The sequence below is a fragment of the Streptomyces cyanogenus genome, assembly GCF_017526105.1.
Classification (GTDB): Bacteria; Actinomycetota; Actinomycetes; order Streptomycetales; family Streptomycetaceae; genus Streptomyces; species Streptomyces cyanogenus.
In genome coordinates this window covers 1,316,348-1,342,840 of the sequence record NZ_CP071839.1, presented here as the reverse complement: position 1 = coordinate 1,342,840, position 26,493 = coordinate 1,316,348, and the positions used below count along the sequence as shown (strand labels likewise).

The 26,493-nt window shown below is 72.9% G+C and carries 25 protein-coding genes and 1 pseudogene; 14 read left to right on the top strand and 12 right to left on the bottom strand.

Going from position 1 to position 26,493, the window contains the following annotated elements:
- Positions 1–108: 108 nt before the first annotated feature.
- The 3 genes from S1361_RS05640 (at position 109) to S1361_RS05630 (ending at position 3,393) form a co-directional block, all read left to right on the top strand.
- Positions 109–894, top strand: coding sequence for an electron transfer flavoprotein subunit beta/FixA family protein (locus tag S1361_RS05640; protein WP_208030729.1), 786 nt, complete (start codon positions 109–111; stop codon positions 892–894).
- A 53-nt stretch (positions 895–947) separates the two neighbouring features.
- Entirely contained in the window at positions 948–1,910 is a 963-nt protein-coding gene (locus S1361_RS05635) for an electron transfer flavoprotein subunit alpha/FixB family protein (protein WP_208030728.1), read from the top strand.
- Between the two features lie 184 nt (positions 1,911–2,094).
- Positions 2,095–3,393, top strand: a complete 1,299-nt coding sequence (locus tag S1361_RS05630; RefSeq protein WP_208030727.1) for a DUF6986 family protein — start codon at positions 2,095–2,097, stop codon at positions 3,391–3,393.
- A 233-nt stretch (positions 3,394–3,626) separates the two neighbouring features.
- Here S1361_RS05630 and S1361_RS05625 read toward each other — a convergent pair whose 3' ends face one another.
- On the bottom strand, positions 3,627–4,676 hold the full coding sequence (locus S1361_RS05625; RefSeq protein ID WP_208036484.1) for a LacI family DNA-binding transcriptional regulator: 1,050 nt from the start codon (positions 4,674–4,676) through the stop codon (positions 3,627–3,629).
- 252 nt (positions 4,677–4,928) lie between these two features.
- Here S1361_RS05625 and S1361_RS05620 point away from each other — a divergent pair, with 252 nt between their 5' ends.
- Positions 4,929–5,882, top strand: a complete 954-nt coding sequence (locus S1361_RS05620; protein ID WP_208030726.1) for an ROK family protein — start codon at positions 4,929–4,931, stop codon at positions 5,880–5,882.
- A gap of 317 nt (positions 5,883–6,199) precedes the next feature.
- Here the strand turns inward: S1361_RS05620 and S1361_RS05615 are convergent, their stop codons facing one another.
- Positions 6,200–8,239: an NPCBM/NEW2 domain-containing protein gene (locus tag S1361_RS05615; RefSeq protein WP_208030725.1), complete on the bottom strand. Its 2,040-nt coding sequence runs from the start codon at positions 8,237–8,239 to the stop codon at positions 6,200–6,202.
- A gap of 251 nt (positions 8,240–8,490) precedes the next feature.
- Between S1361_RS05615 and S1361_RS05610 the strand changes: the two genes are divergently transcribed.
- Positions 8,491–8,682, top strand: a complete 192-nt coding sequence (locus tag S1361_RS05610) for a hypothetical protein (protein ID WP_208030724.1) — start codon at positions 8,491–8,493, stop codon at positions 8,680–8,682.
- A gap of 155 nt (positions 8,683–8,837) precedes the next feature.
- Positions 8,838–9,881, top strand: a complete 1,044-nt coding sequence (locus S1361_RS05605) for an NUDIX hydrolase (RefSeq protein ID WP_208030723.1) — start codon at positions 8,838–8,840, stop codon at positions 9,879–9,881.
- Here S1361_RS05605 and S1361_RS05600 read toward each other — a convergent pair.
- Positions 9,851–10,579 (bottom strand): MBL fold metallo-hydrolase, encoded by a 729-nt coding sequence (locus S1361_RS05600; protein WP_208030722.1) that lies wholly within the window; start codon positions 10,577–10,579, stop codon positions 9,851–9,853. The genes S1361_RS05605 and S1361_RS05600 overlap by 31 nt on opposite strands.
- A 62-nt stretch (positions 10,580–10,641) precedes the next feature.
- Positions 10,642–11,997: a dipeptidase gene (locus S1361_RS05595; RefSeq protein WP_208030721.1), complete on the bottom strand. Its 1,356-nt coding sequence runs from the start codon at positions 11,995–11,997 to the stop codon at positions 10,642–10,644.
- Between the two features lie 132 nt (positions 11,998–12,129).
- Here S1361_RS05595 and S1361_RS05590 point away from each other — a divergent pair, with 132 nt between their 5' ends.
- Positions 12,130–13,380: a geranylgeranyl reductase family protein gene (locus S1361_RS05590; protein WP_208030720.1), complete on the top strand. Its 1,251-nt coding sequence runs from the start codon at positions 12,130–12,132 to the stop codon at positions 13,378–13,380.
- On the opposite strand, the gene S1361_RS05585 is transcribed toward S1361_RS05590, so the two are convergent.
- The gene (locus S1361_RS05585) at positions 13,370–13,825 is read right to left on the bottom strand and encodes a nitroreductase family deazaflavin-dependent oxidoreductase (RefSeq protein ID WP_208030719.1); all 456 of its coding nucleotides are present in this window, start codon (positions 13,823–13,825) and stop codon (positions 13,370–13,372) included. The genes S1361_RS05590 and S1361_RS05585 overlap by 11 nt on opposite strands.
- Positions 13,826–13,970: 145 nt before the next feature.
- Here S1361_RS05585 and S1361_RS05580 point away from each other — a divergent pair, with 145 nt between their 5' ends.
- The 3 genes from S1361_RS05580 to S1361_RS05570 all read left to right on the top strand — a co-directional run bounded on the left by S1361_RS05580 (position 13,971) and on the right by S1361_RS05570 (position 16,627).
- Positions 13,971–14,666, top strand: coding sequence for a TetR/AcrR family transcriptional regulator (locus S1361_RS05580; RefSeq protein WP_208030718.1), 696 nt, complete (start codon positions 13,971–13,973; stop codon positions 14,664–14,666).
- Between the two features lie 81 nt (positions 14,667–14,747).
- Positions 14,748–15,965 (top strand): sensor histidine kinase, encoded by a 1,218-nt coding sequence (locus S1361_RS05575; RefSeq protein WP_208030717.1) that lies wholly within the window; start codon positions 14,748–14,750, stop codon positions 15,963–15,965.
- Positions 15,962–16,627 carry a response regulator transcription factor gene (locus S1361_RS05570; RefSeq protein ID WP_208030716.1) on the top strand — a complete coding sequence of 222 codons (666 nt, stop codon included), beginning with the start codon at positions 15,962–15,964 and terminating at the stop codon, positions 16,625–16,627. Before S1361_RS05575 ends, S1361_RS05570 begins: the two co-directional genes overlap by 4 nt.
- On the opposite strand, the gene S1361_RS05565 is transcribed toward S1361_RS05570, so the two are convergent.
- Both S1361_RS05565 and S1361_RS05560 read right to left on the bottom strand, forming a co-directional pair.
- Positions 16,588–16,872 carry a DUF6332 family protein gene (locus tag S1361_RS05565; protein ID WP_208030715.1) on the bottom strand — a complete coding sequence of 95 codons (285 nt, stop codon included), beginning with the start codon at positions 16,870–16,872 and terminating at the stop codon, positions 16,588–16,590. The two genes, S1361_RS05570 and S1361_RS05565, sit on opposite strands and share 40 nt — an antisense overlap.
- Positions 16,873–16,945: 73 nt before the next feature.
- Positions 16,946–18,436 carry an MFS transporter gene (locus tag S1361_RS05560; RefSeq protein WP_208030714.1) on the bottom strand — a complete coding sequence of 497 codons (1,491 nt, stop codon included), beginning with the start codon at positions 18,434–18,436 and terminating at the stop codon, positions 16,946–16,948.
- 85 nt (positions 18,437–18,521) lie between these two features.
- On the opposite strand from S1361_RS05560, the gene S1361_RS05555 reads away from it, so the two are divergent.
- A complete protein-coding gene (locus tag S1361_RS05555) occupies positions 18,522–18,920 on the top strand; it encodes a MarR family winged helix-turn-helix transcriptional regulator (protein WP_208030713.1) in 399 nt (132 codons plus the stop codon).
- 7 nt (positions 18,921–18,927) lie between these two features.
- Here the strand turns inward: S1361_RS05555 and S1361_RS05550 are convergent, their stop codons facing one another.
- The 3 genes and pseudogenes from S1361_RS05550 to S1361_RS05540 all read right to left on the bottom strand — a co-directional run.
- Complete coding sequence (locus S1361_RS05550) at positions 18,928–19,668, bottom strand: maleylpyruvate isomerase family mycothiol-dependent enzyme (protein WP_208030712.1); 741 nt, start codon at positions 19,666–19,668, stop codon at positions 18,928–18,930.
- A 191-nt stretch (positions 19,669–19,859) separates the two neighbouring features.
- Positions 19,860–21,236, bottom strand: a complete 1,377-nt coding sequence (locus tag S1361_RS05545) for a C1 family peptidase (RefSeq protein WP_208030711.1) — start codon at positions 21,234–21,236, stop codon at positions 19,860–19,862.
- A 233-nt stretch (positions 21,237–21,469) separates the two neighbouring features.
- Positions 21,470–21,634 (bottom strand): annotated as a pseudogene (locus S1361_RS05540) (MFS transporter); the annotation flags it as partial.
- Positions 21,635–21,863: 229 nt separating this feature from the next.
- Here S1361_RS05540 and S1361_RS05535 point away from each other — a divergent pair.
- Complete coding sequence (locus S1361_RS05535) at positions 21,864–22,259, top strand: luciferase domain-containing protein (protein ID WP_208030710.1); 396 nt, start codon at positions 21,864–21,866, stop codon at positions 22,257–22,259.
- Between the two features lie 18 nt (positions 22,260–22,277).
- Here S1361_RS05535 and S1361_RS05530 read toward each other — a convergent pair whose 3' ends face one another.
- Entirely contained in the window at positions 22,278–23,057 is a 780-nt protein-coding gene (locus S1361_RS05530; RefSeq protein WP_208030709.1) for a DeoR/GlpR family DNA-binding transcription regulator, read from the bottom strand.
- Between the two features lie 162 nt (positions 23,058–23,219).
- On the opposite strand from S1361_RS05530, the gene S1361_RS05525 reads away from it, so the two are divergent.
- Positions 23,220–24,101 (top strand): SIS domain-containing protein, encoded by an 882-nt coding sequence (locus tag S1361_RS05525; RefSeq protein WP_208030708.1) that lies wholly within the window; start codon positions 23,220–23,222, stop codon positions 24,099–24,101.
- 33 nt (positions 24,102–24,134) lie between these two features.
- Entirely contained in the window at positions 24,135–25,007 is an 873-nt protein-coding gene (locus S1361_RS05520; protein ID WP_208030707.1) for a class II fructose-bisphosphate aldolase, read from the top strand.
- A gap of 87 nt (positions 25,008–25,094) precedes the next feature.
- On the opposite strand, the gene S1361_RS05515 is transcribed toward S1361_RS05520, so the two are convergent.
- Complete coding sequence (locus S1361_RS05515) at positions 25,095–26,228, bottom strand: methyltransferase (protein WP_208030706.1); 1,134 nt, start codon at positions 26,226–26,228, stop codon at positions 25,095–25,097.
- Positions 26,229–26,493: the final 265 nt, after the last annotated feature.

The following is a 26,493-nucleotide window of genomic DNA, read 5'->3' as shown; positions in this document are numbered from 1 at the left end:
AATATTTCGTTCGGAGCGCGCGGACGCCCCGACCGGGATCGGCCGCTTGGGGCGCCTATGCTGCCTGCAAGAGGCAGCCCGAAATGACGATGCAGTAGGAGAGCCGGCGTGAGCTTGAGGATCGTTGTCACTGTGAAGTACGTGCCCGACGCCACTGGCGACCGGCACTTCGCCGATGACCTGACCGTCGACCGCGACGACGTCGACGGGCTGCTCTCCGAGCTGGACGAGTACGCGGTCGAGCAGGCCCTCCAGATCGCGGAGAACGCGGACGACGCCGAGGTCACCGTCCTGACGGTCGGCCCCGAGGACGCCAAGGACGCGCTCCGCAAGGCCCTCTCCATGGGCGCCGACAAGGCCATCCACGTCGAGGACGACGACCTGCACGGCACCGACGCCATCGGCACCTCCCTGGTGCTGGCCAAGGCCATCGAGAAGGCCGGCTACGACCTGGTCGTCTCCGGCATGGCCTCCACCGACGGCACCATGGGCGTCGTTCCCGCGCTGGTCGCCGAGCGTCTCGGCGTTCCCCAGGTCACCCTCCTGTCCGAGGTCTCCGTCGAGGACGGCGTGGTCAAGGGCCGCCGTGACGGTGACGCCGCCTCGGAGCAGCTGGAGGCCTCGCTCCCGGCCGTCGTCTCCGTGACCGACCAGTCCGGCGAGGCCCGCTACCCGTCCTTCAAGGGCATCATGGCGGCCAAGAAGAAGCCGGTGGAGTCCTGGGACCTGTCCGACCTGGACATCGAGGCCGAGGAGGTCGGCCTGGACGGCGCCTTCACCAAGGTCGAGACCGCGACCGAGCGTCCGGCGCGCACGGCCGGCACCATCGTCAAGGACGAGGGCGAGGGCGGCAAGCAGCTCGCTGAGTTCCTCGCGAGCCAGAAGTTCATCTAAGGGCTCGCCCCCGCTGACCGCCCCTCAACTTCGTTACGCAGGAGAGCAATCCCATGGCTGAAGTCCTCGTCTACGTCGACCACGTGGACGGTGCCGTCCGCAAGCCGACCCTCGAGCTGCTGACCCTGGCCCGCCGCATCGGCGAGCCCGTCGCCGTCGCGCTGGGCAACGGCGCCGCCGACACCGCCGCCACGCTCGCCGAGCACGGCGCGGTGAAGGTCCTCACCCACGACGCGTCCGAGTACGCCGAGTACCTGGTCGTGCCGAAGGTGGACGCCCTGCAGGCCGCCTACGAGGCCGTCTCCCCGGCCGCCGTGCTGGTCCCGTCCTCCGCGGAGGGCAAGGAGATCGCCGCCCGCCTGGCGCTGCGCATCGGCTCCGGCATCATCACCGACGCCGTCGACCTGGAGGCCGGCGACGAGGGCCCGGTGGCCACCCAGTCGGTGTTCGCCGCGTCCTTCACCACCAAGTCCCGCGTCATCAAGGGCACCCCGGTCATCACGGTCAAGCCGAACTCGGCCGCCGTCGAGGCCGCCCCGGCCGCCGGCGCCGTCGAGGCCCTGTCCGTGACCTTCTCGGACAAGGCCACCGGCACCAAGATCACCGGCCGTACGCCGCGTGAGTCGACGGGCCGCCCGGAGCTGACCGAGGCCGCGATCGTGGTCTCCGGTGGCCGCGGTGTGAACGGCGCCGAGAACTTCTCGATCATCGAGGCCCTCGCCGACCAGCTCGGCGCGGCCGTCGGTGCCTCGCGTGCCGCCGTCGACGCCGGCTGGTACCCGCACACCAACCAGGTCGGCCAGACCGGTAAGTCGGTCTCGCCGCAGCTGTACATCGCCAACGGCATCTCGGGTGCGATCCAGCACCGTGCCGGTATGCAGACCTCGAAGACCATCGTGGCCGTCAACAAGGACGCCGAGGCCCCGATCTTCGAGCTGGTCGACTTCGGTGTGGTCGGCGACCTGTTCGACGTCGTGCCCCAGCTGACCGAGGAGATCAAGTCCCGCAAGGGCTGAGTCCCCTCCTGGCGCCACGAGGCCCCTGTGACCCGCGCGGTCACGGGGGCCTCACTGCATCCTGGTGTCGACGCACCGCGAGAGGACCACGGTCCGAACGGGGTGTTGACCACGATGAACCACCCGGATAACTTCATTCAACAGATTGTTGATTCCGCTGGGCGGAAAACCTGGAGGGTGTGGGATGGGTCAGCAGGAGCAGGTGGCGACAAGCCTCGCGGGCGCCGTCAGCGAGGAGATCAGCGCCTCCCTCGCACCGGTCGACGCGGAGCTTCAGCGCCGCTACCCCGGGGACCCCGGCACCCGGCAGCCCGTCCACACCGTGTACGTCCCCGGCGACGCCTTCGCCGCCGACACCCTGCGCTCCTGGGGCGACCAGGCTCTCGCGGCCCTCGACGAACACGCCCCCGACGCCGCCTCCTTCGCGGCCGTCCTCGGGCTGCCGGACGAACTGGCCGAGCCGGTCTACTCCCGCGTCCGCGCCAAGCTGGAGCGCGAGCCCGTCGAGGACCTGCGCGTGGACTTCGAGGACGGCTACGGCCCCCGGCCCGACGCCGAGGAGGACGCGACGGCCGCCCACGCCGCCCGCCTGATCGCCGAGGCGTACCGCAACGGCACGGCGGCGCCGTACATGGGCATCCGCATGAAGTGCATGGAGGCCGCCGTACGGGACCGGGGCATCCGCACCCTCGACGTCTTCCTCACCGGCCTGATGGAGGCCGGAGGGCTCCCCGCGGGCCTGGTCCTCACCCTGCCCAAGGTGACGTACCCCGAGCAGGTCGGCGCCTTCGTCCGGCTCCTGGAGGCCTTCGAGAAGGTGCACGGCCTGGACGCCGGCCGCCTCGGCTTCGAGATCCAGATCGAGACCAGCCAGGCGATCCTCGCCACCGACGGCACGGCGACCGTCGCCCGCATGATCCAGGCCGCCGAGGGCCGCGCCACCGGACTGCACTACGGCACCTTCGACTACAGCGCCTGCCTGGGCGTCTCCGCCGCCTACCAGGCCAGCGACCACCCGGCCGCCGACCATGCCAAGGCGATCATGCAGGTCGCGGCGGCCGGCACCGGTGTGCGCGTCTCGGACGGCTCCACCAACGTCCTCCCCGTCGGCCCGACCGCCAAGGTCCACGACGCCTGGCGCCTCCACTACGGCCTCACCCGCCGCGCGCTCGCCCGCGCCTACTACCAGGGCTGGGACATGCACCCCGGTCACATCCCCACCCGCTACGCGGCCGTCTTCGCCTTCTACCGCGAGGGTTTCGAGCAGGCGGCGGCCCGCCTCACCCGGTACGCCAACCGGGCCGGCGGCGACGTCATGGACGAACCCGCCACCGCCAAGGCCCTGAGCGGCTACCTGCTGCGCGGCCTGGACTGCGGCGCCCTGGACATCGCCGAGGTCGCCCGCCTCACCGGCCTGACCCGCGCCGACCTGGAGAGCTTCGCGACACCCCGCCGCGGCGACCTGACGGCCTCCGGGCAGTAGACGGCGGGGCTGGCGCCCGTCGTGCCGGGCGCCGTTACCTGCCTGCTCCCTGCGAGTGCTCGTCGGACGGCCTCGGCCGCCGGCATCACGCTCGCCTCGGCACCGCCGGGTGCCGGGGGCGACCCCGGCGGGAGACGAGCCGGGGACGCTGGCTGCCGGCGCCGAGGGCCGGGGAAGCAGGGGCGCCGCGGGGCGGGGCGGCCGAGCGCATCACCGCCACGGCGCGGCCCCGCTCAGTCCGCCGGTGGCAGTTCGCCCGAGCCGCGTGTGATCAGGCGGGTCGGCAGCTCGATCCGCTCGGGAGCCATGAGGGTGCCGTCCAACTGGCGGAAGAGGCGCTCCGCGGCGGTACGGCCGAGGGCCGCGGCATCCTGCGCGACGACCGTGACGCCCGGCTGGAGCAGGTCGGCCAGCTCGATGTCGTCGAAGCCGACGAGCGCGACCCGGCGCGACTGCTCGGCGAGCACCCGGATCACGGTGACCGTCACCCGGTTGTTTCCGGTGAAGACCGCGGTGACCGGGTCGGGACCGGAGAGCATCTCCTCCGCGGCCCGGCGCACCCGCTCCGGGTTCGTCGCCCCGAGGGACATCCAGCGCTCCTCGACCGCTATGCCCGCGTCCTCCATGGCCGCCCGGTAACCGCGCAGCCGCTCGGCCGCGGTGTGGATGCGGGGCATGTCGCCGATGAACCCGATCCGGCGGTGGCCGTGCGCGATGAGGTGGGCGACGCCGTCGCGGGCGCCGCCGTAGTTGTCGGACAGCACCACGTCGGCGTCGATCCGGCCGGCCGGACGGTCCACGAACACGGTCGCCACGCCGGCCCTGATCTCCGGCTCCAGATACCGGTGGTCGTCACCGGCCGGGATCACCACGAGCCCGTCCACCCGGCGCGCGCACAGGGCCAGCGCCAGCTCCTGCTCCCGCTCGGGGTCCTCGGCGCTGGAGCCGTTGATCAGCAGGGCGCCGTGGGCGCGGGCCACCTCCTCGACGGCCCGGCTCAGCGGGCCGTAGAACGGGTCCGCGAGATCCTCAAGGACCAGGCCGATGCTCGCCGTACGGCCCTTGCGCAGCACCCGCGCGCTGTCGTTGCGGCGGAAGCCGAGCGCCTCGATCGCCTCCTGCACCCGGCGCTCGGTGTCCGGGGTGACCCCGGGTTCGCCGTTGACCACGCGGGAGACCGTTTTCAGCCCGACTCCGGCGCGCGCCGCCACGTCCTTCATCGTCGGGCGGTTGCCGTACCGGTTCCCGGGAAGGCGGTCTGCGCGGCGGGTGGTCTCGGGCACGATGCGTCTGTCCTGTCTCTCGTCCGTCTCGTCCACGGTCTCTCTCCGCTCGCGGAGGGGAGGTCTTCCGTCTCGTACGAGGGAGGTGCGGGATCCGGTGGGCTTGTATGAGGATGTGGCGTCGAGCATAGAGCCTGGACAACGTTGTCAGATGCGAGAGAGACTGTCCACCACTGCTCCGGCCTGCGCCCCCACCGCTTGACCGGCCTGCCTTTCTTTGGTTTCAAGCTTCAGCGGGGAGATCTGACTCTGATGCACACCGACCTCGTGGCGGCCCTGGACATCGGCGGCACCAAGATCGCCGGCGCGCTGGTGGACGGCGACGGACGGATCCTGGCCCGGGCCCAGCGCGCCACGCCCGCCCAGCAGGACGGCGAAACGGTCATGCGGGCCGTGGCTGAGGTGCTCGGAGACCTCGCCGGGTCGCCCCTGTGGGGACACGCGCGCTCGGTGGGCATCGGCAGCGCGGGTCCGGTGGACGCCTCGGCCGGCACCGTCAGCCCGGTGAACGTGCCGGGCTGGCGGGACTTCCCGCTGGTCGACCGGGTCCGCACGATCACCGGGGGCCTGCCGGTGGAGCTGATCGGCGACGGGGTCGCGATCACGGCGGCCGAGCACTGGCAGGGCGCGGCGCGCGGCCACGACAACGCGCTGTGCATGGTGGTCTCGACGGGCGTCGGCGGCGGACTGGTGCTGGGCGGGCGGCTGCACCCCGGACCGACCGGGAACGCCGGACACATCGGCCACATCAGCGTCGACCTCGACGGTGATCCCTGCCCGTGCGGCTCACGCGGCTGCGTGGAGCGCATCGCCAGCGGCCCCAACATCGCCCGCCGGGCCCTGGAACAGGGCTGGCTGCCCGGCCCCGACGGTGACACCTCGGCCGCCGCGGTGGCCGTCGCCGCCCGCGCGGGCGACCCGGTCGCCGTGGCCTCCTTCGAGCGGGCCGCGCAGGCGCTGGCCGCCGGGATCGCGGCCACCGCGACCCTGGTCGAGATCGACATAGCGGTGATCGGCGGGGGTGTCGCCAACGCGGGCGACGTCCTGTTCACGCCGCTGCGCAAGACCCTCACCGACTACGCGACCCTGTCCTTCGTGCAGCGGCTCACCGTCGTACCCGCGCAGACGGGCACCGACGCGGGCCTGGTCGGCGCCGCGGCGGCAGCCCTGACCCGCCTCCCCGACGTGCAGGCGGCGAGCCACTAGGAGCCTCGGCGGCGGCCGGTGGCCCGTCACCCCTCGGCGGCCGGCGCCCGCCCCTTCCCTCGCGGAGCCGGCGGCCCGTCAACTCCTCGGCGGCCCGCCGGCGCGCGTCAACTCCCTCGGAGGGAACCTGCGCCCGCCAACTCCTCTGCACCCCACACCAGCCGGGCCGTCGGCAGCGAACCGGGCCTGGAGTAGCGGCCCTCCCAGAAGCACGCGCCGGCCCGGCGGCCCAGCCGCAACTCCGTGCGTCCGCCCCGGTCGCGGGGGCCGGGGCGTTCCGGGTCCCGCGACCGCTCGTGTGTGTCCGTGAGAGCGCTTCAGCAGCTGAGCCGCGCGTTCGCCCAGTCCGCGTGATCCGAATCGATGCCGTCGCCGCCGTCGGTGACGACGAGCCGGACCACCCGGGCGCCGGTGACGTCGGCGGTGAGCGGCCGGGCGGGCATCGCGTTGGTCAGGACGCCGGTGGACGCGGCCTTCGTGCCGTCCGCCCAGATCTCGAAGGCGACGGTGCCCTTCGTGCCCTTCTCGTCGTCCACGCCGACGTCCGCGGTGACCTTCTCGCAGGCCTTGCCGGTGTAGAAGGAGAGCTCGCTGAGCGCGTGGACGCCGAGCCCCTTGGCGTACACCGTGCCGCCGACGGTGAGCGGGCGTCCGTCGCCGGCGGCGCTCTCCCCGTTGCTGGTGTCCCGCTCCACCGGCCCCCAGCCGCTGGTCGCCGACATCCAGGGCAGGTCGCCGAGGTACGACGTCCCGCCGGGCGGCGGTACGACGACGGAGGCGGTCAGCGGCACCTCACCGGCGACCGCCGTCCCGGACGGCGAGCGGTAACTGGTCCGCAGGGTCAGGACGTAGGAGCCGGCCGGGGTGCCGGCCGGGGCGGTCACCCGCCAGTCGGTGCGCAGCGTGCCGCCGGTGGGGAGCGCGGCCGCCGTGGTCTTCGAGGCGGCCCGTACGGTCCAGCCGGCCGGGCCGGTCAGCGTCACGGACACCTGTCGCGCGGGCGTACGGCCGAGGTCGGTGACGGTGCTGGTCAGCGTGGCCGGGGTGGCGGCCTCCAGCAACGGGCTGCCGTCCAGGCCCAGGTCGACGGCGGGCGGCTGGGCTGCCCAGCGGGGGTCGGCCTGGACACGCAGCAGGACCGTGCCGTGGGCGGGGACGGTGGCGGCGATGGTGCCGGCGGTGTTGTACGTGCGGTGCTGCCACAGATCGCGCTGGGTGTAGCCGTCGGCGTCGGGCAGGCCGACGGCGCTCGCGCTGGTGGCGATCCGCTGGGCGGTGCCGGATTCGTTGAAGAGGGCCACGGCGCGGCTGCCGTCCTTCATCTCCTTGGCGACGACCCAGCGTCCGCCCGCGGAGGAGACGACCGTGCCCTGCTTGCCGAGCGGGTCCTGGTCGACGGCGACGACCTCCTTGTTGCCCAGGATGTCGTAGGTCGCCTGGGAGGCCTTGCGCAGGTCGGTGCCGATGAGCAGCGGCGCGGTCATGACCGACCAGAGCGAGAAGTGCGAGCGGTACTCGGTGTCCGTCATGCCGCCGTTGCCGACCTCGAGCATGTCGGGGTCGTTCCAGTGGCCCGGGCCCGCGTGCGGTGCGAGCGGCAGGTTCTGCTTCAGGATCGACAGCATGGAACTCCAGCTGTCGCTGATGTCACCGGTGGTCCGCCACAGGTGGCCGACGTCGGCGGCCCATTCCCAGGGCTTGTTCTCCCCCCATTCGCAGATGCTGTAGACGATGGGGCGGCCGGTCGCCTTCAGCGCGTCCCGCATGGTGCGGTAACGCTGCTTGGCGTCCACACCCTGGTTGTTGCAGTTGTCGTACTTCAGGTAGTCCACGCCCCAGTCGGCGAACTGGCGTGCGTCGCTGTACTCGTGTCCGAGGGCACCCGGGAAGCCCGCGCTGTTGCAGGTCTTGGTGCCGGCGCTGGTGTAGATGCCGAGTTTGAGCCCCTTGGCGTGCACGTAGTCGGCAACCGCCTTGATCCCGTCGGGGAACCGGGCGGGGTCGGGTACCAGCTTGCCGTTCGTGTCGCGGTTCGGCAGGGCCCAGCAGTCGTCCAGGTTGACGTACTGGTAGCCCGCGTCCTTCAGGCCCTTCTGGACGAAGAGGTCCGCGATGCCCTTGACCATGGACTCGTTGAACTCGGCGCGGCAGTGCGTGGAGTTCCAGTTGTTGAAGCCCATCGGCGGGGTGAGGGCGAGGCCGTCGGCCAGGGCGGGGGCGGCCGGCGCCGCCGGGGCCTCGGCGGGGGCCGCCAGGGCGGGGGTGGCGAGGCCTGCCGCGCACAGCAGGCCCGCGGACAGCGCCCCGGCCAGTCTTCGGTGTGTGGTGCGGGTCGTGCGGGTGTGAGGGTGACGCATCGTTGACGTTCCTCCGACTCGCGAAACCGGGATGACAGCATGTACGCGTCATCGGTGCGCGTTTACGGTAGGACGTGTCGAAGTATGTTGGAAGAGGGGCGGGCCGCATCGGGTACGGCCGTTCGGAAGTGTTCGGTTCGACCCGTCAGGTCTCCTCGCCGACCCGCCTCCAGCGAGGCGACGGCGGCTGCGGCCAGGCGGGCGGGCCCAGGGTTGCGTGACTCCTGGCCGCCCGCGCAGTTGAACAGCGCATGAAGAAGCGCAGCATGCTCGCCATCGCCACCCTCGCCGCCGGATTCGTCGTGGCCGCCGTCACCCCGTCCCACGCGGCGGACGAGGGACGCCTCGGCGACCTCAACGTCTCGGACACCCTCGACTCGGCCGGCCCCCTCGTCACCCAGGACGGCCTGGACGCCGACCAAGGCGCACTCGGACACGAGTAACCCCCGACGGCGTACGGCGTGCGTGCCGGTGTCCCCGCCCGCAGGGGGCACCGGCACGCACGTGTGCGCGCGGACAGGCACCCTCAACGGCACGGGGTTTCCGTGGCAGGGTGGAGCGGGCAAGCCTCAGGGGGCCAACACAAGAGGGGGAGTCCGTGACCGTCGTCTGGATCAACGGCGCGTTCGGTGCGGGGAAGACCACCACCGCACGTGAACTGATCGAACTGATCCCGAACAGCGCGCTCTTCGACCCCGAAATCATCGGCGGGGCGCTCACGCACCTGCTGCCGCCCAAGCGCCTCGCCGAGGCCGGCGACTTCCAGGACCTGCCGATCTGGCGCCGGCTGGTGGTCGACACCGCCGCCGCGATGCTCGCCGAGTTGGGCGGCACCCTGGTGGTGCCCATGACCCTGCTCCGCCAGGAGCACCGAGACGAGATCTTCGGTGGCCTCGCCGCCCGCCGGATCACCGTGCACCATCTGCTGCTCGCCCCGGCCGAAACGATCCTGCGCGAGCGGATAGCCGGGCGGGAGATCCCGCCCGACCTGTCCGACGGCGAGGTACGCATACGGCAGTGGTCGTACGACCACATCGAGCCCTACCGCGCCGCCCTCGCGTCCTGGCTCACCGCCGACGCCCACCCGGTCGACACCAGCGCGCTCACCCCGTACGAGACCGCCGTCCGCATCGCCGACGCCGTCGGCAGCGGTGCCGTACCCGCCTGCGACATCGTGCAGACCCCGGAGCCGACCGCCGAGACGCTGGCCGCCGGAGTGCTGCTCTTCGACGAGCAGGACCGCGTGCTGCTGGTCGATCCCACCTACAAGCCCGGCTGGGAGTTCCCCGGCGGAGTGGTCGAACGGGGCGAGGCGCCCGCCCGCGCGGGGATGCGCGAGGTCGCCGAGGAGACGGGGATACGGCTGCGGGAGGTGCCCCGGCTGCTCGTCGTGGACTGGGAACGGCCCACCCCGCCCGGATTCGGCGGGCTGCGGCTGCTGTTCGACGGCGGCCGGCTGGCGTCCGGCGAGGCCTCCCGGGTGCTGCTGCCCGGCCCGGAGCTGCGCGGCTGGCGGTTCGCCACGGAACAGGAGGCCGCCGCGATGCTGCCGCCGGTCCGCTACGAACGCCTGCGCTGGGCCCTGCGCGCCCGCGAGCGGGGCACCGCGCTCTATCTGGAGGCCGGCGTGCCGGTCGGCTGAGCCGGCGTCTCGACGATCGAGTGGAGTGCGGCGGCGGCGTCGCTCAGGACCGGGTCGCCGTGGCCGAAGCAGGCCACCTCCGGGCCCAGGTCGGCCAAACGCCGTACGGATGCGAGGAGTTGCCGCCCGTCCAAGTTGAACACGCCCGGGATCGGGGTGCCGTCGACCGATGCCACCGTGTCCCCGGTGAACAGCACTCCCTCGGCGGGCAGGAAGAGCGCGACGCTGCCGTCCGTGTGCCCCGGGACATGGACCACGCGCGCGCCGCCGCCGAAGGCGAGTACGTCCCCGTCGGTCAGGTCGGTGACCGAGGACGGTGGCAGCGGCGGTCCCTCGGGCAGCTGCCGGACCGCGTCCGCGTGGATCGGCCGCTCCCACTCCTCGAACCGCGGGGGCGGACCGGGCAGTTCCCCGCGGACGAACGGCGCGTCCAGGTGGTGGGCCAGCACCTCGGCCCCGCTCAGCGCGGCGAACTCGCCCGCCGCGCCCACGTGGTCCTCGTGGAAGTGGGTCAGGACGACCCGCCGTACGTCCTGCGGGGCGCGCCCCAGCGCGGTGACCGCGTCGGCGATCGCCCGGCCGTAGCCGATCGTGCCCGCGTCGATCAGCGTCAGCTCGGCGTCGTCGCTCCAGAGGTAGGCCTGGCCGACTGGGAAGCGCAACAGGTGCAGGCGGGGCAGCAGTTCGATGACATCCATGCGCCGACCGTAGGCAGGGCCCCCGCCCGGGGACGAGGGCCCTCTGCCGTGGGCAGAACGGTTCAGCGCGCCGCGTAGTTGCGCAGGAACAGCGCCTCGGCGACGGAGAGCCGCTCCAGTTCCTCGGGGGACACGCTCTCGTTGACCGCGTGGATCTGCGCCTCCGGCTCGCTCAGGCCGATCAGCAGGATCTCCGCGCGCGGGTAGAGACCGGCGAGCGTGTTGCACAGCGGGATGGAGCCGCCCTGGCCGGCGTAACTCATGGTCTCGCCCGGGTAGGCAACCGCCATCGCGTCGGCCATCGCCTGGTAGGCGGGACTGGAGGGGTCGGCGCGGAACGGCTGGCCCTGGCCGATCTGCTCGGTGGTGACCCGGGCACCCCACGGGGTGTGCGCCTCGACGTGTGCCTGGAGCAGCTTGGTGGCCTCCGCCGCGTCCACACCCGGCGGCACCCGCAGGCTGATCAGGGCGCGGGCGCTCGACTGCACCGACGGGGTGGCGCCGACGACCGGCGGGCAGTCGATGCCGAGGACGGTGACCGCCGGGCGGGCCCAGATGCGGTCGGCGACCGAACCCTCACCGATCAGCTCGACGCCGTCCAGCACCTTGGCGTCCGTGCGGAACTGCTCCTCGGTGTACTCCAGGCCCTCCCACCGGGCCGTGGCGTCCAGGCCGTCGACCGTGGTCGAGCCGTCCTCGGCGCGCAGCGAGTCCAGCACCCTGATCAGCGCGGCCAGCGCGTCCGGGGCGGCACCGCCGAACTGGCCGGAGTGCAGGTTGCCGGCGAGGGTGTCGATGCGCACCCGGATCATGGTCATACCGCGCAGCGTGGTGGTCACCGTCGGCAGGCCGACCCGGAAGTTGCCGGCGTCACCGATGACGATCGTGTCCGCCTCCAGCAGCTCGGGGTGCTGCTCGGCGTACCGCTCCAGGCCGCCCGTGCCCTGCTCCTCCGAGCCCTCCACGATCACCTTCACATGCACCGGGACGCCGCCGTTCGCCTTGAGGGCGCGCAGCGCGAGCAGGTGCATGATGACGCCGCCCTTGCAGTCGGCGGTCCCGCGGCCGTACCAGCGGCCGTCGCGCTCGGTCAGCTCGAACGGCGGGGTGGCCCAGCCCGCCTCGTCCAGCGGAGGCTGCACGTCGTAGTGCGCGTAGAGCAGAACCGTTTTCGCACCCTCGGGGCCCGGCAGGTGGCCGTACACGGACCGGGTGCCGTCCGGGGTGTCCAGCAGGGCCACGTCCGTGAAGCCCTCGGCGCGCAGCGCGTCGGCGATCCAGTTCGCGGCGGCGTCGCTCTCGCTCTTCGGGAACTGCGTGAAGTCCGCCACCGATGCGAAGGCGACCAGTTCGGTCAGCTCCGCCTTGGCCCGGGGCAGCAGCGAGGCGACGGTCTCGGCGACCGGATTCGACGGCATGGGCACGCTCCTCGTGGGTGCGACGGTGTACGGGGTGAGTACACCGAATCCTCCCACAGCGGCCTGCGCGCACGGCCGCCGTAGGATGCGACAGGACACTTGGCAGCGGCTTGATCGGAGCGGTAGACCATCGTGAGCGGCGAGAACTCTTCGGCGGACGACGTGCAGCGGGTGTGGGACGTCGTCGTGGTGGGCGCGGGCCCCGCGGGCGCCTCGGCCGCCTACGCGGCGGCGGTCGCGGGACGGCGCGTGCTGGTGCTGGAGAAAGCCGAGCTGCCCCGTTACAAGACATGCGGCGGCGGCATCATCGGCCCCTCGCGCGACGCGCTGCCGCCCGGCTTCGAGCTGCCCTTCCGGGACCGGGTGCACGCGGTCACCTTCTCCCACAACGGCCGCTTCACCCGCACCCGCCGCTCCAAGCAGATGATGTTCGGTCTGGTCAACCGCGCCGAGTTCGACCAGCAGCTGGTCGAGCACGCCCAGAAGGCGGGCGCCGAGCTGCGGACGGGTGTCACGGTCCAGCGGGTCGAGCAGCACGGCTCGGCGGTGCCCGACCGCCGCACGGTCGCCGTCGTCCTTCAGGGCGGGGAGACGGTGCTGGCCCGCGCGGTCGTCGGTGCCGACGGCAGCGCCAGCCGCATAGGGGCGCACGTCGGTGTGAAGCTCGACCAGGTGGACCTCGGCCTGGAGGCGGAGATCCCGGTGCCGGAGACGGTCGCCGAGGACTGGAAGGGCCGGGTCCTGATCGACTGGGGCCCGATGCCGGGCAGTTACGGCTGGGTGTTCCCCAAGGGCGACACGCTCACGGTCGGTGTGATCTCCGCGCGCGGTGAAGGCGCCGCCACCAAGCGGTACTTGGAGGACTTCATCGCCCGGCTGGGCCTCGCCGGCTTCGAACCCGCCGTCTCCTCCGGGCACCTGACCCGCTGCCGGGCCGACGACTCCCCGCTGTCCCGGGGCCGGGTGCTGGTCTGCGGGGACGCGGCCGGGCTGCTGGAGCCGTGGACCCGCGAGGGCATCTCCTTCGCGCTGCGTTCGGGCCGGCTGGCGGGGGAGTGGGCGGTCCGCATCGCGGAGGCGCACGACGCCGTGGACACCCGGCGCCAGGCCCTGAACTACGCGTTCGCGGTCAAGGCCGGGCTCGGCGTCGAGATGGCCGTCGGCAAGCGGCTGCTCGGCGTGTTCGAGAAGCGCCCCGGCCTCTTCCACGCGGCCCTCACCGGTTTCCGCCCGGCCTGGCGGGCCTTCCGGGACATCACGCAGGGCTCGACCTCGCTGGGCGAGATCGTCCGCTCCCACCCGCTCGCCCAGCGCGCGCTGACCGCGCTGGACCGGAGGCCGGCCGGGCAGGCCGCTCCGGCGGAGGAGCCCGTCAGTCCGTGACGGTGATGCGGAAGACCGGGTGGTCCCCGGCACAGGCGATGATCTCCTCGTCCGAGGACTTGGCCGTCACCCCGGCGAAGTACTGGTTGACCTCCCAGCCCCACTTCTCCAGATAGGTCCGCAGGACCGGGAGCTTCTCGGCGTCGGGAAGCTCCACCGCGGTGAAGGCGCGCACCCTGCGGCCCACCCGCAGCTCCCCGCCGCCGGCGGCCCGCATGTTGCGCACCCACTGCGAGTGGCCGCGCGCCGAGACCAGGTACTGCCCGCCGTCGTAGCGGTGCGGGTTGACCGGGATGCGCTGCATCCTGCCGCTCTTGCGGCCGGGCACGGACATCTCGGCGGTGCCCGCCAGGCTGAGCCCGTGCCGGGCGAGCCAGCCGATCACGCTGTTCAGGCGGACGTTGAGCGGGCTGCCCTTGAGGTAGTACGGCGCAGACGACGACATGGTGACCCCCACTGTTTGAGAGAGCGGTGCTCTCGCTTGACTTCAGTGTGGGGCAGACGGGTGCTCCGAAGCAAGAGCGGTGCTCTCATTTTATTTCGCTGATCTCTCTTGTGTGCACCGCTCTCGTCCGTGGCACACTGCTGGCATGAGCACCGCACAGGGCGCCCGCGCGCGGGCCAGGCAGGAAGTCACCGCGGCCATCAAGGACGCGGCGCGCAGACAGCTGGCCGCGGAGGGCGCGGCCAAGCTCTCCCTGCGGGCCGTCGCCCGCGAGCTGGGCATGGTCTCGTCCGCCCTGTACCGCTACTTCCCCAGCCGGGACGACCTGCTGACCGCCCTGATCATCGACGCCTACGACTCCCTCGGCGAAGCCGCCGAACGGGCCCGGGACGCCGCCTGCGACGCCCCGCCGCCGGCCCGCTGGACGGCCGTGTGCCAGGCGGTGCGCGACTGGGCGCTCGCCCACCCGCACGAGTACGCGCTGATCTACGGCTCACCCGTGCCCGGATACTCCGCCCCCCAGACCACCGTCCGGGCCGCCTCCCGTGTCGGCCTCGCCCTCATCGGCATCCTCCGGGACGCCCACCGGAGCCCCGCCGGCCTGGCCGCCCCGCCGCTCCCCGCCTCCCTGCGGCCCGAGGCCGAGCGGATGGCCGCCGACCTCGCCCCCGATCTCCCGCCCGAGGTGGCCGCACCGATGGTCGCCGCCTGGGCCCAGCTGTTCGGGCTGATCGGGTTCGAGGTGTTCGGGCAGTTCAACCGGGTCGTGGAGGACCGCGAGACGTTCTTCCGGCACGCCGTCGGCCGGCTCGCCGAGGGGGTGGGCCTCACCCGGGCGTGACCCTGTACTCCCCGGGGAGTACCCGCGATCACCTCGCCCGGCCGACGCCGCCCCGGCCCGCCGGCGTCTAGCGTGGCCGGCATGGAAGAGCAGCACGGCGGCCCCCGGCACGGGTGGCGGTACGGGCCCCCGTGGGCGCACGGCCCGGACGACCCCGAGGCGCACCGCGCCCGGCTGCCGTGGCGCTCGACCGCGGCCCTCACCGCGGTCGTGCTGATCGGCACCACCTTCGCAGCGGACAGCCAGCCGGACCGGGTACCGCTCGACGGCTACGCGCGCGTGCTGCTGCTCGCCGCCTGCGTCCCGCTGCTGTGGCGGCACCGCCACCCGGTGGCCGTGGCCTGCGGAACGGCAGCGGCGGCCCTGCTGTACACGGCCCTCGGCTACCCCTACGGGCCGGTCTTCCTGGCCGTCGCGGCGGGCTGCTTCGGCGCGGTCGTCGCCGGCCACCGGCGGGCCGCCTGGACCGCCGTCGGCCTGCTGTGGGCCGGACACGTCCTGGTCGCGCTCTGGCTGTACCGCTGGCTCCCGCCCGCCGGGGACCGCGCCGCGGGCCCGGGCCAGGAGATCGTGATCGCGACCTGGGTGGTGGCCGTCGCGGCCCTCTCCGAACTGGCCCGGGCCCGGCGCGAACAGTGGGCCCGGGAGCGCGCGGACCGGGCCGAGGCGGCGCGCCGGCGCGCGGCCGAGGAGCGGCTGCGCATGGCCCGCGAGCTGCACGACGTCCTCGCGCACAGCATCTCGGTCATCAACGTCCAGGCGAGCATGGGCCTCGCCCTGCTCGACACCGACCCCGAGCAGGCGCGGTCCGCGCTCACCACCATCAAGACCGCCAGCAAGGAGGCGCTCGGCGAGGTGCGTCAGGTCCTCGGCACCCTGCGCGCACCGGGCGCCGCACCGCGCTCCCCCGCTCCGGGCCTGGACCGGCTGCCGGAGCTGATCGAGCAGGCCGCGGCGGCCGGTCTGACCGTCGAGACCGAGGGCGAGCCGCCCCGGCTGCCGCCCGGCGCCGACCTCGCCGCATTCCGGATCCTGCAGGAGGCCCTCACCAATGTCGTACGGCACTCCGGTTCGCGGCACGCGCGCGTGCACTTCGAATACGGCGACGGCGTGCTGCGGCTGCGGATCGACGACGACGGACCGGCGGCCGGCACGGACGCCGGGGGCAGCGGGCACGGGCTGGCCGGCATGCGGGAGCGGGCCGCCGCGCTGGGTGGCACCATCGAGGCGGGCCCGCGCCCGGACGGCGGCTTCCAGGTGCTCGCCGTGCTGCCGTCGCACCTCAGGGAGGACCAGTGATCCGGGTACTGCTCGCCGACGACCAGTCGCTGGTGCGGGCCGGTTTCAGGGCGCTGCTGGACGCGCAGCCGGACATCGAGGTGGCCGGTGAGGCCGCCGATGGCGAGGAGGCCCTGCGCCGGGTTCGCGAACTGCGGCCGGACGTCGTCCTGATGGACATCCGCATGCCGCTGCTGGACGGCCTGGCCGCCACCCGGCGCATCACCTCGGACGCGGGGCTCGCGGACGTGAAGGTGGTCATGCTCACCACCTTCGAACTGGACGAGTACGTCTTCGAGGCGATCCGCGCGGGCGCCTCCGGCTTCCTGGTGAAGGACACCGAGCCGGACGAACTCCTGCGCGCCGTACGGGCCGTGGTCGCGGGCGACGCGCTGCTCTCGCCGGGCGTCACCCGCCGGCTGATCGCCGAGTTCGCGGCCCGCTCCAAACAGCCCGCGACGGCGGACGCGCTGTCCCGGCTCACCGAGCGGGAGCGGGAGGTGATGGCCCTGGTCGGTATCGGCCTGTCCAACGAGGAGATCGCCCGCCGGCTGGTGGTCAGCCCGCTCACCGCCAAGACGCACGTGAGCCGCACGATGGTGAAGCTGGGCGCCCGCGATCGCGCCCAGCTCGTCGTCCTGGCCTACGAGTCGGGGTTGGTGCGACCGGGCTGGCTGGGCTGAGCCGACTGCCGGAAACGCACGAGCACGCTGACCACCCGGGCCATGAACACGACCGGCGCGACCGTCATGCCGAGCCGCAGCAGGACCGTGGACACCGGGCCGGGCAGGTCGAAGAGGAACGTGGGGCCGGCCACCGCTCCGAACAGCACCGCCGCCGCGAACGCGGCGCTGACCAGCGCGTACCCGATCTCGACCGTCGCCGCGTCCCGCTCCGCATCGGTACGGCGGGCCCCGTGTGCGTCCATTCCGTCAGTTTCACAGACGTGCGCCCGGCGGAGCAAGCAACTCCGGCCGGGCGCACGCGGGGAGGCGGTCCCCCTAGTCGCGGACCGGTACGCGGTCCGTCTCCGCCTCCTTCACGGTGGACGTGGCGACCACGACGGAGTGTCCCGGACGGGGCCGGCGCAGTCCGGTGAGCGACAGCAGCAGTCCCGCGAGGGCGATGACCGTGACCACGACGAGGCCGGGCCGGTAGCTGTCCAGGACGGCCTGCGCAGTGGGGTGTTCGGGGGCGTGCGCGGTCACCACCGCCGTCACGACGGCCAGGAAGATCGCGCCGCCCACCTGCACGGAGGTGTTCAGCAGACCGGAGACCATGCCCTGCTCGTGCTCGTCCACGCCGTTGGTGGCCTGGACGTTGAGGGAGGGGAAGGTCAGGGCGAAGCCTGAGCCGACCAGCAGCATGGTCGGCAGGATCACGGCCGCGTAGACCGGGTGCAGGTCGATGCGCAGGAACAGCGTGTATCCGAGCGCCATCAGGACGAAGCCCAGCACGATCAGCCGTGTGGTGCCGAACCGGTCGATGACCGCTCCGACCTTGGTCGCGGAGAGCGCCACCAGCGCGCCCGCTGGCAGGAACGCCAGCGCGGTGTGCAGGGCCGACCAGCCGAGCACCTGCTGCATGCAGAGGGTGACGAGGAACTGGAAGCCCATGTAGCTGCCGACGAACGTCAACGCGCCCAGCTGGGCCCGGACCTGGGGCCCCGAGCGCAGCACTCCGAGCCGGATCAGCGGGCTGGGGCTGCGCTGCTCGACCAGGACGAAGACCACCAGCATGACCGCGACGGCGACGAAGGACAGGATCGTGCGGGCGGAGGCCCAGCCCGCCTCGGGCGCCTGGACGACGGTGAAGACCAGCAGCAGCATCGAGGCGGTGCCGAGGACGGCGCCCGGTACGTCGTAGCCGCCGTGGCCGCGTTCGCGCTCGCCGCGCGGCAGCAGCTTCATGCCCACGAGCAGGGCGAGCAGGGCGACCGGCGCCGGCAGCAGCATGGTGAACCGCCAGCTGGCCTCGGTGAGCAGGCCGGAGAAGACGAGGCCCATGGAGTAGCCGGTGGCGCCGCAGGTGGTGTAGATCGACAGGGCCCGGTTGCGCAGCGGGCCCTCCGGGAACGTCGTGGTGATGATCGACAGGCCCGCCGGTGCGGTGAAGGCCGCGCTCAGGCCCTTGACGAAGCGGCTGGCGATCAGCAGCGGGCCGGAGTCCACGAGCCCGCCGAGCAGCGAGGCCAGCGCGAAGACGCCGAGCGCGACCAGGAACACCTGGCGCCGGCCCAGGAGGTCGGCGGTCCGGCCGCCGAGGAGGAGCAGGCCGCCGTAGCCCAGGATGTAGCCGCTGACGACCCATTGCAGGGTCGACGTGGACAGGCCGAGATCGGCGCCGATGGAGGGCAGGGCGACGCCGACCATCGACACGTCCAGCGCGTCCAGGAACATCGCGGCGCACAGCACCAGGAGGGTGCCCCACAGCCGAGGAGTCCAGCGGACCGCCGGGGACGGAGCCGCGGAAGTGGTGAGCGGAGAGGTCATACCGGCGAGACTACATGCATGTGCATGAGATGCAAACGCATTTAATTACGATGCAATGAAGTCGTTCCTCTGCTACGGTGCGGTCATGGCGGCGAAGAAGGCCGAGCAGGCGCTCGTGGAGGAGTGGCGGGGCATCCTGGCCCTGCACGCCCGCACCCAGTGCGAACTTGACCGGGCGCTGCACGGGCACGGCCTGTGCGCGAGCGACTTCGAGGTCCTCGACCTGCTGGCCGAAGGCACCGCGGCGGACGGCGGCTCCGCCTACCGGGTCCAGGAGATCTCCGACCGGGTCCACCTCAGTCAGAGCGCGCTGTCCCGGCTCATCGGCCGTCTGGAGAAGGACGGCCTGGTCGAGCGGGCCATGTGTCCCGAGGACCGGCGCGGGGTGCGCGTCGCACTCACGGCGAAGGGGCGCGCGCTGCACGGCGAGGTGCGGCCCGTGCAGCGCGCGGTGCTGGCCCGGATACTGTCCGACGCCGGCTGACCGGGCCTCAGATCCCGGAGCGCTCCCGCCACAGGGCCGCGAGCGAGGTGTCGCCCGTCACCTGCGGCACCGCCGCACGGTTCCACAGCGCCAGGTACAACTGATCGGCGGGACCCGACAGTTCGGCCTCGACCGGTTCCTGCGCCGCCCGCACGGTCACCGGCGGTTCGGCCGTGAGCCGTACGGTCCACACCGCGTCCGCCCCCGCGTCCACCGCGCGCACCCCGAGCACGCGCGGCTCCTCGCTGCGCAGCCGGCTCCGGGAACGTGCGTGGAAGCCGCGCAGCAGTTCGTCGATGCCGTCCACCGCGAAGTCCGGGGCGATCGGGGACGGCGTACCGCCGCGCGCCGCCTCGGCGTCGTAGCGGTGCACGGTCGTCTCGTGCGCCTGCCGCCGGGTCCAGAAGGCCAGCGGCGAGGGGTTGGGCGCGGGATGGAAGGTCCAGCACCGCACGTCGGCGGGGGCGGCGGCCAGGGTGTCCACCAGCAGCCGGTGGCTGTCCCGGTACCAGTCCACCAGCTCGGCACCGTCCAGCTCCGGCGGGTCGCCCAGGGGGCGGGGTGCGGTGTGCCCCTCGGCGACGAGGGCGGCGGCCCACCGGTGCACCGATCCGGTGTGCCGCACCAGGTCCCGCACCTGCCACTCCGGGCATGTCGGCACCTTGGCGTCGGTGCCCGCCGCAGTCGCGGCCGCCGCCAGCAACCGACCCTCGCGGTCCAGGATCTCAAGGAACTCGGCAGTCTCCATGGGAGTGAGTGTGCCGGACGGAGTGCGCTCCGGCGGCAGGCGGTTTCAGAAGGGACCGGCCGACAGGGCTGAGGGCCGGCCCTTCCCGGCGCGGGCACGGCCGGCGGGGGGCCTGCGGCGGTCCCACCGGAGGCGGAGCACGCCGGCGATCGAGGGCGAGTGCGGGTGCCGGCGGCGGCCCGTCCCGCCGGTCACCCGGGGAACGCCCGGTCCGCCAGGGCGCCCATGGGGTCCCAGGCGGGCAGCACGATCGGCGGCTGGTCGAGGGCGGCGGCCAGTTCCGGCGGCAGCGCGGAGCGCCGGACCGCCGTCTCGAAGACGTGCTCGCCGAACCACGAGTCGTTCATGGTCCAGAAGCCCTTGTCGGCCTTCTCCTCGCCCCAGCTGTTCTCCACCCGCCAGCGGCGCGGCTCGCCGTCCACCACGTCGACGCCGGTGAACAGCATCGCGTGGGTCATCTGCGTGTCGTGGTGCAGCAGCCGGTCGGCCTTGTCCAGGGTGAAGGGGGTGTCGTAGACGGCCGCGTAGTCGAACAGGGCGGCGTCCCAGACGCCGGCGTCCGCGCGCATCATCTTCTCCACGTCGCAGCCGAACCACACCGGCTCGCCGCCGACGATCGTCTCCATGGCCAGCCGCTTCAGCAGCTCGATCGGCGCGTTGAGATAGACCACCGGCGGGGCGTCCACGACATTGCCCAGGTACTCGACGGTGAACGTACGGCCGAACGGGCTGGACTCGCGCGGGTCGTGCACCAGGCAGACGTACTCCTCCAGGGGGAGCTGCACATACGCTGCGGCGAACTCGGCCGGGGTGAGCCAGCCGTCGCGGTGGAACTCCTTGTTCTTGTCCTCCCACTGCCACAGGAACCGCTGCGGAGGTGTGCCGAGGTGGATGCCGAGCACCCGGTGGACGGCGGCCAGCACCTCGCGCTTGTGCGTCCGCTGGGCCCCGACTCCCTCGGCGGCCAGGCCGCGCAGGTCGCGGGCGCCCTGGCGGAGCAGCGTCTTCAGGGCCCGGTTCATCGCCCGGGTCGAGGAGGAGCTCTCGGTCTCCGGCATGGCGGACTTGGGCACCAGGCCGTGCTTGGCGACCAGGGCGACGAACATGTTCCACTGCCCGCCGTCACCGATCGGATCGGCCAGCAGATGTGCCACCGTGCGGTCGTCCACGTCCCGGCCGGAAGTCTCGATGACCGCCTCCAGGAAGTGGTTGGCCCGCTCGAACTTGTCCCACCACAGCAGGTAGTTTTGGGAGAACTCGAAGTCCTTCACGCCCAGCTTCCTCGCGGCGCCCACCCGGAGCAGGTTGAGCCCGGCGAACATCCAGCAACGGCCGCTCTGCCTCTGGTTGGTGGCCTTCCAGTCGTCCAGGTGGTGGGAGACCGAGTGGTCGATGCCGGTGAGCACCCGCCGGTCCAGGGCGACGTCGTCCACGGGCGTCTGGGTGACCGCGTTCTGCATCAGCCGGTTCGCCGGGCGGGCGGCGAACTCCTTCTCGAACAGCTCCAGCCGATCCGGAGTCAGGCTGCGGTCCATTGCCTCGCGGGAGTCATCGTTTCCGAAGGTCACAGCGGTCTGCCTCCAGTTCCCCGGGATGCTCGAGACGAGCGCCTCCTCACCGTCGCACGGCCGTTCGGCCGAGTCAACGGAGTGTCGAGGGCCTGCGGTCACCTCCGCGCACGGCCGACGACGCGGCCGTGCCAAGGCGTCACCGGCCCAGAGCCCGGCGGGTCGACACCCCGATGACGGCGGCGACGGCGGCCGGCGCCACCACGCTGGTCAGGTCGGTGGGCAGGGAGAACCAGTCGGCCGACGCTCAGCGTCATGGTGAGCACGGCCCCGGCGGAGACCCCGGGCAGAGCGAGCCCGAGGGCACCGGTGGAGGCGTGCGTCTGGTGCTTGATGTCGGGGATCCGGACGACCCACCCCGCGAAGAGGAAGCCGTCCAGCGCGAAGAAGGCGGTCATCGCCGCCCGCAACGCGGTGAGGCCGGCACCCGGCACGACACTGTGCGAACGGGTTTTGTTTATTGCGGCACAAACTCGGGCGTAGAGGTGGCCCGGGGCGGCCGGCCCTGCACTGCCTGTGTTCGACAAGCGGGTTGGTGTGCGGATTGGTGAACCTGTGGCGGATACAGGTCGGTTAATGCTTGCTCACGAGCTGGTTGCGGGCGGATGAGCGCGCCATGATGGGGCCATGACGTTGGCCTCGCGCGCGCTCGCGCAACTGGCGACCTGGCCGGACCTGAGACAGGCCGTCCCGAGCTGCGGACTGGGACGGGCGGTGAGTTCGGTCCAGGGTGAGGTCGTCCACTTCCACTCTGAGCGGGACGTGGACCTGCGGCTCACCGACCGGGCCGTCCGGCGGTTCGCCAAGGACCTCAGGAGCACGGGGGCCATCAGGATCGTGCCCGGCTCGCAGTGGGTGACCCTGCGCCTGGACGCCGCGAGCGACGTCGACCTGCTGCTGACACTGGTGAGCGTGGCGCTCCAGGCCCAGCAGACCTGGCCCGACCCCGCCGACCGGACGGTGACGGGCTGCAACGACCAGCGCGGCGCGGGGTTCGTCAAAGCCGACCTGGGCCGATTCTGAGCCGTCGGCCGGCGCGGGTCACACCGTCAGCACCCGGACGCCCGCCTCCTCGAACCGCCGTACCGTCTCCTGGTCCACCGCCGCGTCCGTCACCAGCGTGTCCACCAGCTCCGTCCCGCAGATCCGGGCGAACGCCCGCCGGCCCAGCTTGCTGGAGTCGGCGGCCACCACCACCCGCTCGGCCCGCTCGCACAGCAGCCGGTTGATCGCGGCCTCCGCCTCGTCGTGCGCCGCCGCCCCGTGCGCGACGTCGAAGCCGACGACACCGAGCACGGCCACGTCGAGCGTGATCTGGCTCAACACCCCGTCCGCGAGCGGGCCGATGAGTTCGTACGACTGCGCGCGCGCCACCCCGCCCGTCACCACGATCTTGAACTGGGGGCGGACGGCGAGCTCGTTGGCGATGTTCAGCGCGTTGGTGACGACGGTCAGGGCGGGTGAGCCGGTGCCGAGGTCACCGCGCACGGCCAGCGCGCGGGCCACCTCGGTGGTGGTCGTGCCACCGGTGAGGCCCACCGCCTCGCCGGGTGCGACGAGTTCGGCGACCGCCTTGGCGATGCGCTGCTTCTCCGAGGCGCGCCGGGCCGTCTTGTAGCGCAGCGGGAGCTCGTACGACACCCCGTGCACCACCGCCCCGCCCCGGGTGCGGACCAGCATCTGCTGTTCGGCGAGCTGGTCGAAGTCACGGCGGATCGTGGCGGCCGACACCGCCAGCTCGGCCGCCGCCTCCTCGACCTCCAGCCGGCCGCGCTCGACGAGCAGTTCCAGCAGCGCCTTCCAGCGGGCGTCCCGGGACATGCGTGGCTCTCCGTTCCCTGATCCTTCTCCGGCCGGTCCGGCTCCGGCCGTTTCCTCGATCTCCGGCGACCCTAGCGCACCGGGGCATGCGCATGAATGCTTGATTGTGCTCGAAAGATCGCTATATCTTGCAGGAACAATCAGCAGGGGAGGGTGTGGGTCATGACCCATGTCGAGAACGAGCTGAACAGCCAGCCCGAGTGCTGGACACGGGCCGCCGAACAGGCGGGGCGGCACCGGGGCGCGCTGCCGGAGCCGGGGGAGCGGGTCGCCGTCGTCGGGTGCGGGACCTCGTACTTCATGGCCCAGGCGGTGGCCGCCCTGCGCGAGGGCGCGGGTCAGGGCGAGACCGACGCGTTCGCGGCCTCCGAGTTCCCGTACGGGCGGTCCTACGACCGGGTCCTCGCCCTCACCCGCTCCGGCACCACCACCGAAGTGCTGGAGCTGCTGGGCCGGTTGAGCGGCCGCACCCGTACCACCGCCGTCACCGCCGATCCCGGCACCCCGGTCAGGTCGGCCGCCGACGACCTCGTCGTCCTGGACTTCGCCGACGAACGCTCCGTCGTCCAGACCCGGTTCGCGACCACCGCGCTCACCCTGCTGCGCGCCCACCTCGGCCTGCACACCGACACCGTCGTGGCCGACGCGCGCGCCGCCCTCGCCGCCCCCCTGCCCGAAGGCCTCGTGGACTGCACGCAGTTCACCTTTCTCGGGCGCGGCTGGACCGTCGGTCTCGCCCACGAGGCCGGACTGAAGATGCGCGAGGCCTCCCTGTCCTGGACCGAGGCCTACCCGGCGATGGAGTACCGGCACGGCCCGATCAGCGTCACCACCGCGGGCACGGCCACCTGGATGCTCGGCACCGCGCCCGACGGGCTCGCCGAACAGGTCCGCGCCACCGGCGGGCGCTGGCTCCAGGGCGCACTCGACCCGCTCGCCGAACTCGTCCGGATACAGCGGCTCGCGGTCGCCGTCGCCGCCGCCCGCGGCCTCGACCCCGACCGTCCGCGCCACCTCACCCGCTCGGTGATCCTCGCCCCCTGAACCCGCCGGCCCCGTCCCGGAAGGACACCTCACGTGCCCCTCGCGTCCACCGGCGAACTGATCACCCGGGCCGCCGCCGCCCGGTCCGCCGTCGCCGCGTTCAACGTCATCACCCTGGAACACATCGAGGCCGTCGTCGCCGGCGCCGAGACCGCCGGTTCCCCCGTGGTCCTCCAAGTCAGCGAGAACGCCGTCAAGTTCCGCTACGGACGGCTGCTTCCGCTGGCCCGCGCCGCCGTCGCAGCCGCCGAACGGGCCGCCGTACCCGTCGCGTTGCACCTGGACCACGTGCAGAGCGACGACCTGCTGCGCCAGGCGCCCGACGCCGGGTTCAGCTCCGTCATGTACGACGCGGCCCGCCTGCCGTACGCCGGCAATCTCGCCGCGACCCGCGCCGCCGCCGACTGGGCACACGCCCAGGGGCTCTGGATCGAGGCCGAGCTGGGGGAGATCGGAGGCAAGGACGGCCGGCCCCCGCTGGACGCGCACGCGCCCGGCGCCCGCACCGACCCGGTCAGGGCACGGGACTTCGTGGCCGGCACCGGCGTCGACGCCCTGGCCGTCGCCGTCGGCAGTGTGCACGCCATGACCACCCGCACCGCCGTGCTCGACCTCGGCCTGCTGAAGCGGCTGTCCGCCGCGCTGCCCGTGCCGCTCGTCCTGCACGGCTCCTCCGGGGTGCCGGACGACGGACTCGTCGCGGCCGTCGGCGGCGGCATCACCAAGGTCAACGTCGGCACGGCGCTCAATGCCGCCATGACCGGTGCGATCAGGGAGTTCCTCGCCGCCCGCCCCGAGGCCGTCGACTCGCGCCAGTACCTCAGCGTGGGGCGGGAGGCGATGGCTTCGGAGGTGCGGCGCATCATCGGGGTGCTGTCCCGGACGGGGGACCGACCGGTGCCGTGAGGACGGGCGGGGCGTGGCTGACCTGCGGCGGCGGCTGTGTGGGCGCGGCCTGTCCCGACGGCGCCGCAGACGGCCGGTGCGGAGCGCCTAGTCCTTCTTGACCGCTCTCAACACCACGAACTTCGGGTCCGACGCCACGAGTTCGCTGTTCCCGAACAAGCGCCTCAGCTTCACGTGATAGCCGAGGTGACGGTTGCCGATCACCCACAGTTCGCCGCCCGGCCGCAGCGCGCGCTTCGCCCCGGTGAACATCCGCCACGCCGTGGCGTCCGTGGTCGCCTGGTGGGAGTGGAACGGCGGGTTGTTCAGCACCAGGTCCACACTGCCGGGCGCCACCCCGGCCAGCCCGTCCCCGACCCGGAACTCGGCGTGCCCCGGCACCCCGTTCGCCTTGTACGTCGCCTCGGCCGAGGCCACCGCCTGGAACGACTCGTCCACGAACAGCACCTCGGCCGCCGGATCGGCCAGCGCCACCGCCGTGCCGACCACGCCGTTGCCGCAGCCGAGGTCCACCACGCGCCCGGCGCCGGGGCCGGGCAGGTGCTGGAGGAAGAAGCGGGTGCCGATGTCCAGCCGCTCGGCGCAGAACACGCCCGCGTGATTGACCACCGTGCGCCCCGACACGGCGCCGACGCCGTCCGGCAGGGCGTAGCTGTACGGCCACGGGTTCGCGGGCCGTTCCAGCACCGGGTCGGGGGTGCAGAAGATCAGCCGGGCCTTCTGCCGGGCCAGCGAGGTCCGGGTCGGCCCGAGGATCCGCTCGAACAGCTGGAGGGTCGAGGTGTGGATCTCCTTCACCATGCCGGTGCCGACCACGACCGTGTCCGCGTGCACGGCGGGCGCCAGCCGCAGCAACTGGTCCTCCAGCAGCGCCAGGCTCTTCGGCACGCGCACCAGCAGCACGTCCACCCGCTCGGGCGGCGGGTCCTGCGTGGTGAGCAGGCGCACCGCACCCGGCTCCACACCGGCCCGCGCCAGGTTCGCCCGGGTCGCCTCCTGGCCGAGGAAGGAGTCGGTGATCTGCACCGGGCGGTGCTCCGCCAGCGCGGTGACCAGTGCGCCCCAGCGGTCCCCGACCACCACGACCGTGCCCGTCAGCGGGACCTTCTCCTCGTCCAGGTGGCGCAGCAGGTACGCGTCGGAGGCGTCCCAGGCGCGCAGCCGGTCGCGGGGGTCATCGGGGAAGCGGGTCAGCTCGACCTCGCCCCACGGTGTCGTCATACGGTCGCTCATCGTGCGTCCAGGCTAGCGGAACCGCAGATCAGAGGCCGTGGAGCGGGATGGGGGCATGGAGGACGAGCCGTTCGGCCGGGAGCGCGCGGAGGTCGCACCGGGCGCCGTGCACGTCCCGGACCGGCTGGACGGCGGACGGCAGCACGCCCTGCCTGCTGATACCCCTGCCGGTGAGGGTGTGGCCGCTGGTCGGGCTGCGTACGGTACCGGCTGGACGGCGGACGGCAGCACGCCCTGCTCCGCGCCTGCTGAT

What these genes read in the sequence shown, in the direction of transcription:
- S1361_RS05635 (WP_208030728.1), top strand. Translation starts at nt 948, where the DNA reads ATGGCTGAAGTCCTCGTCTACGTCGACCACGTGGACGGTGCCGTCCGC.
- S1361_RS05630 (WP_208030727.1), top strand. Translation starts at nt 2,095, where the DNA reads ATGGGTCAGCAGGAGCAGGTGGCGACAAGCCTCGCGGGCGCCGTCAGC.
- S1361_RS05620 (WP_208030726.1), top strand. Translation starts at nt 4,929, where the DNA reads ATGCACACCGACCTCGTGGCGGCCCTGGACATCGGCGGCACCAAGATC.
- S1361_RS05615 (WP_208030725.1), bottom strand. Translation starts at nt 8,239, where the DNA reads ATGCGTCACCCTCACACCCGCACGACCCGCACCACACACCGAAGACTG.
- S1361_RS05610 (WP_208030724.1), top strand. Translation starts at nt 8,491, where the DNA reads ATGAAGAAGCGCAGCATGCTCGCCATCGCCACCCTCGCCGCCGGATTC.
- S1361_RS05600 (WP_208030722.1), bottom strand. Translation starts at nt 10,579, where the DNA reads ATGGATGTCATCGAACTGCTGCCCCGCCTGCACCTGTTGCGCTTCCCA.
- S1361_RS05595 (WP_208030721.1), bottom strand. Translation starts at nt 11,997, where the DNA reads ATGCCGTCGAATCCGGTCGCCGAGACCGTCGCCTCGCTGCTGCCCCGG.
- S1361_RS05585 (WP_208030719.1), bottom strand. Translation starts at nt 13,825, where the DNA reads ATGTCGTCGTCTGCGCCGTACTACCTCAAGGGCAGCCCGCTCAACGTC.
- S1361_RS05580 (WP_208030718.1), top strand. Translation starts at nt 13,971, where the DNA reads ATGAGCACCGCACAGGGCGCCCGCGCGCGGGCCAGGCAGGAAGTCACC.
- S1361_RS05575 (WP_208030717.1), top strand. Translation starts at nt 14,748, where the DNA reads ATGGAAGAGCAGCACGGCGGCCCCCGGCACGGGTGGCGGTACGGGCCC.
- S1361_RS05565 (WP_208030715.1), bottom strand. Translation starts at nt 16,872, where the DNA reads ATGGACGCACACGGGGCCCGCCGTACCGATGCGGAGCGGGACGCGGCG.
- S1361_RS05560 (WP_208030714.1), bottom strand. Translation starts at nt 18,436, where the DNA reads ATGACCTCTCCGCTCACCACTTCCGCGGCTCCGTCCCCGGCGGTCCGC.
- S1361_RS05555 (WP_208030713.1), top strand. Translation starts at nt 18,522, where the DNA reads ATGGCGGCGAAGAAGGCCGAGCAGGCGCTCGTGGAGGAGTGGCGGGGC.
- S1361_RS05550 (WP_208030712.1), bottom strand. Translation starts at nt 19,668, where the DNA reads ATGGAGACTGCCGAGTTCCTTGAGATCCTGGACCGCGAGGGTCGGTTG.
- S1361_RS05535 (WP_208030710.1), top strand. Translation starts at nt 21,864, where the DNA reads ATGACGTTGGCCTCGCGCGCGCTCGCGCAACTGGCGACCTGGCCGGAC.
- S1361_RS05530 (WP_208030709.1), bottom strand. Translation starts at nt 23,057, where the DNA reads ATGTCCCGGGACGCCCGCTGGAAGGCGCTGCTGGAACTGCTCGTCGAG.
- S1361_RS05525 (WP_208030708.1), top strand. Translation starts at nt 23,220, where the DNA reads ATGACCCATGTCGAGAACGAGCTGAACAGCCAGCCCGAGTGCTGGACA.
- S1361_RS05515 (WP_208030706.1), bottom strand. Translation starts at nt 26,228, where the DNA reads ATGACGACACCGTGGGGCGAGGTCGAGCTGACCCGCTTCCCCGATGAC.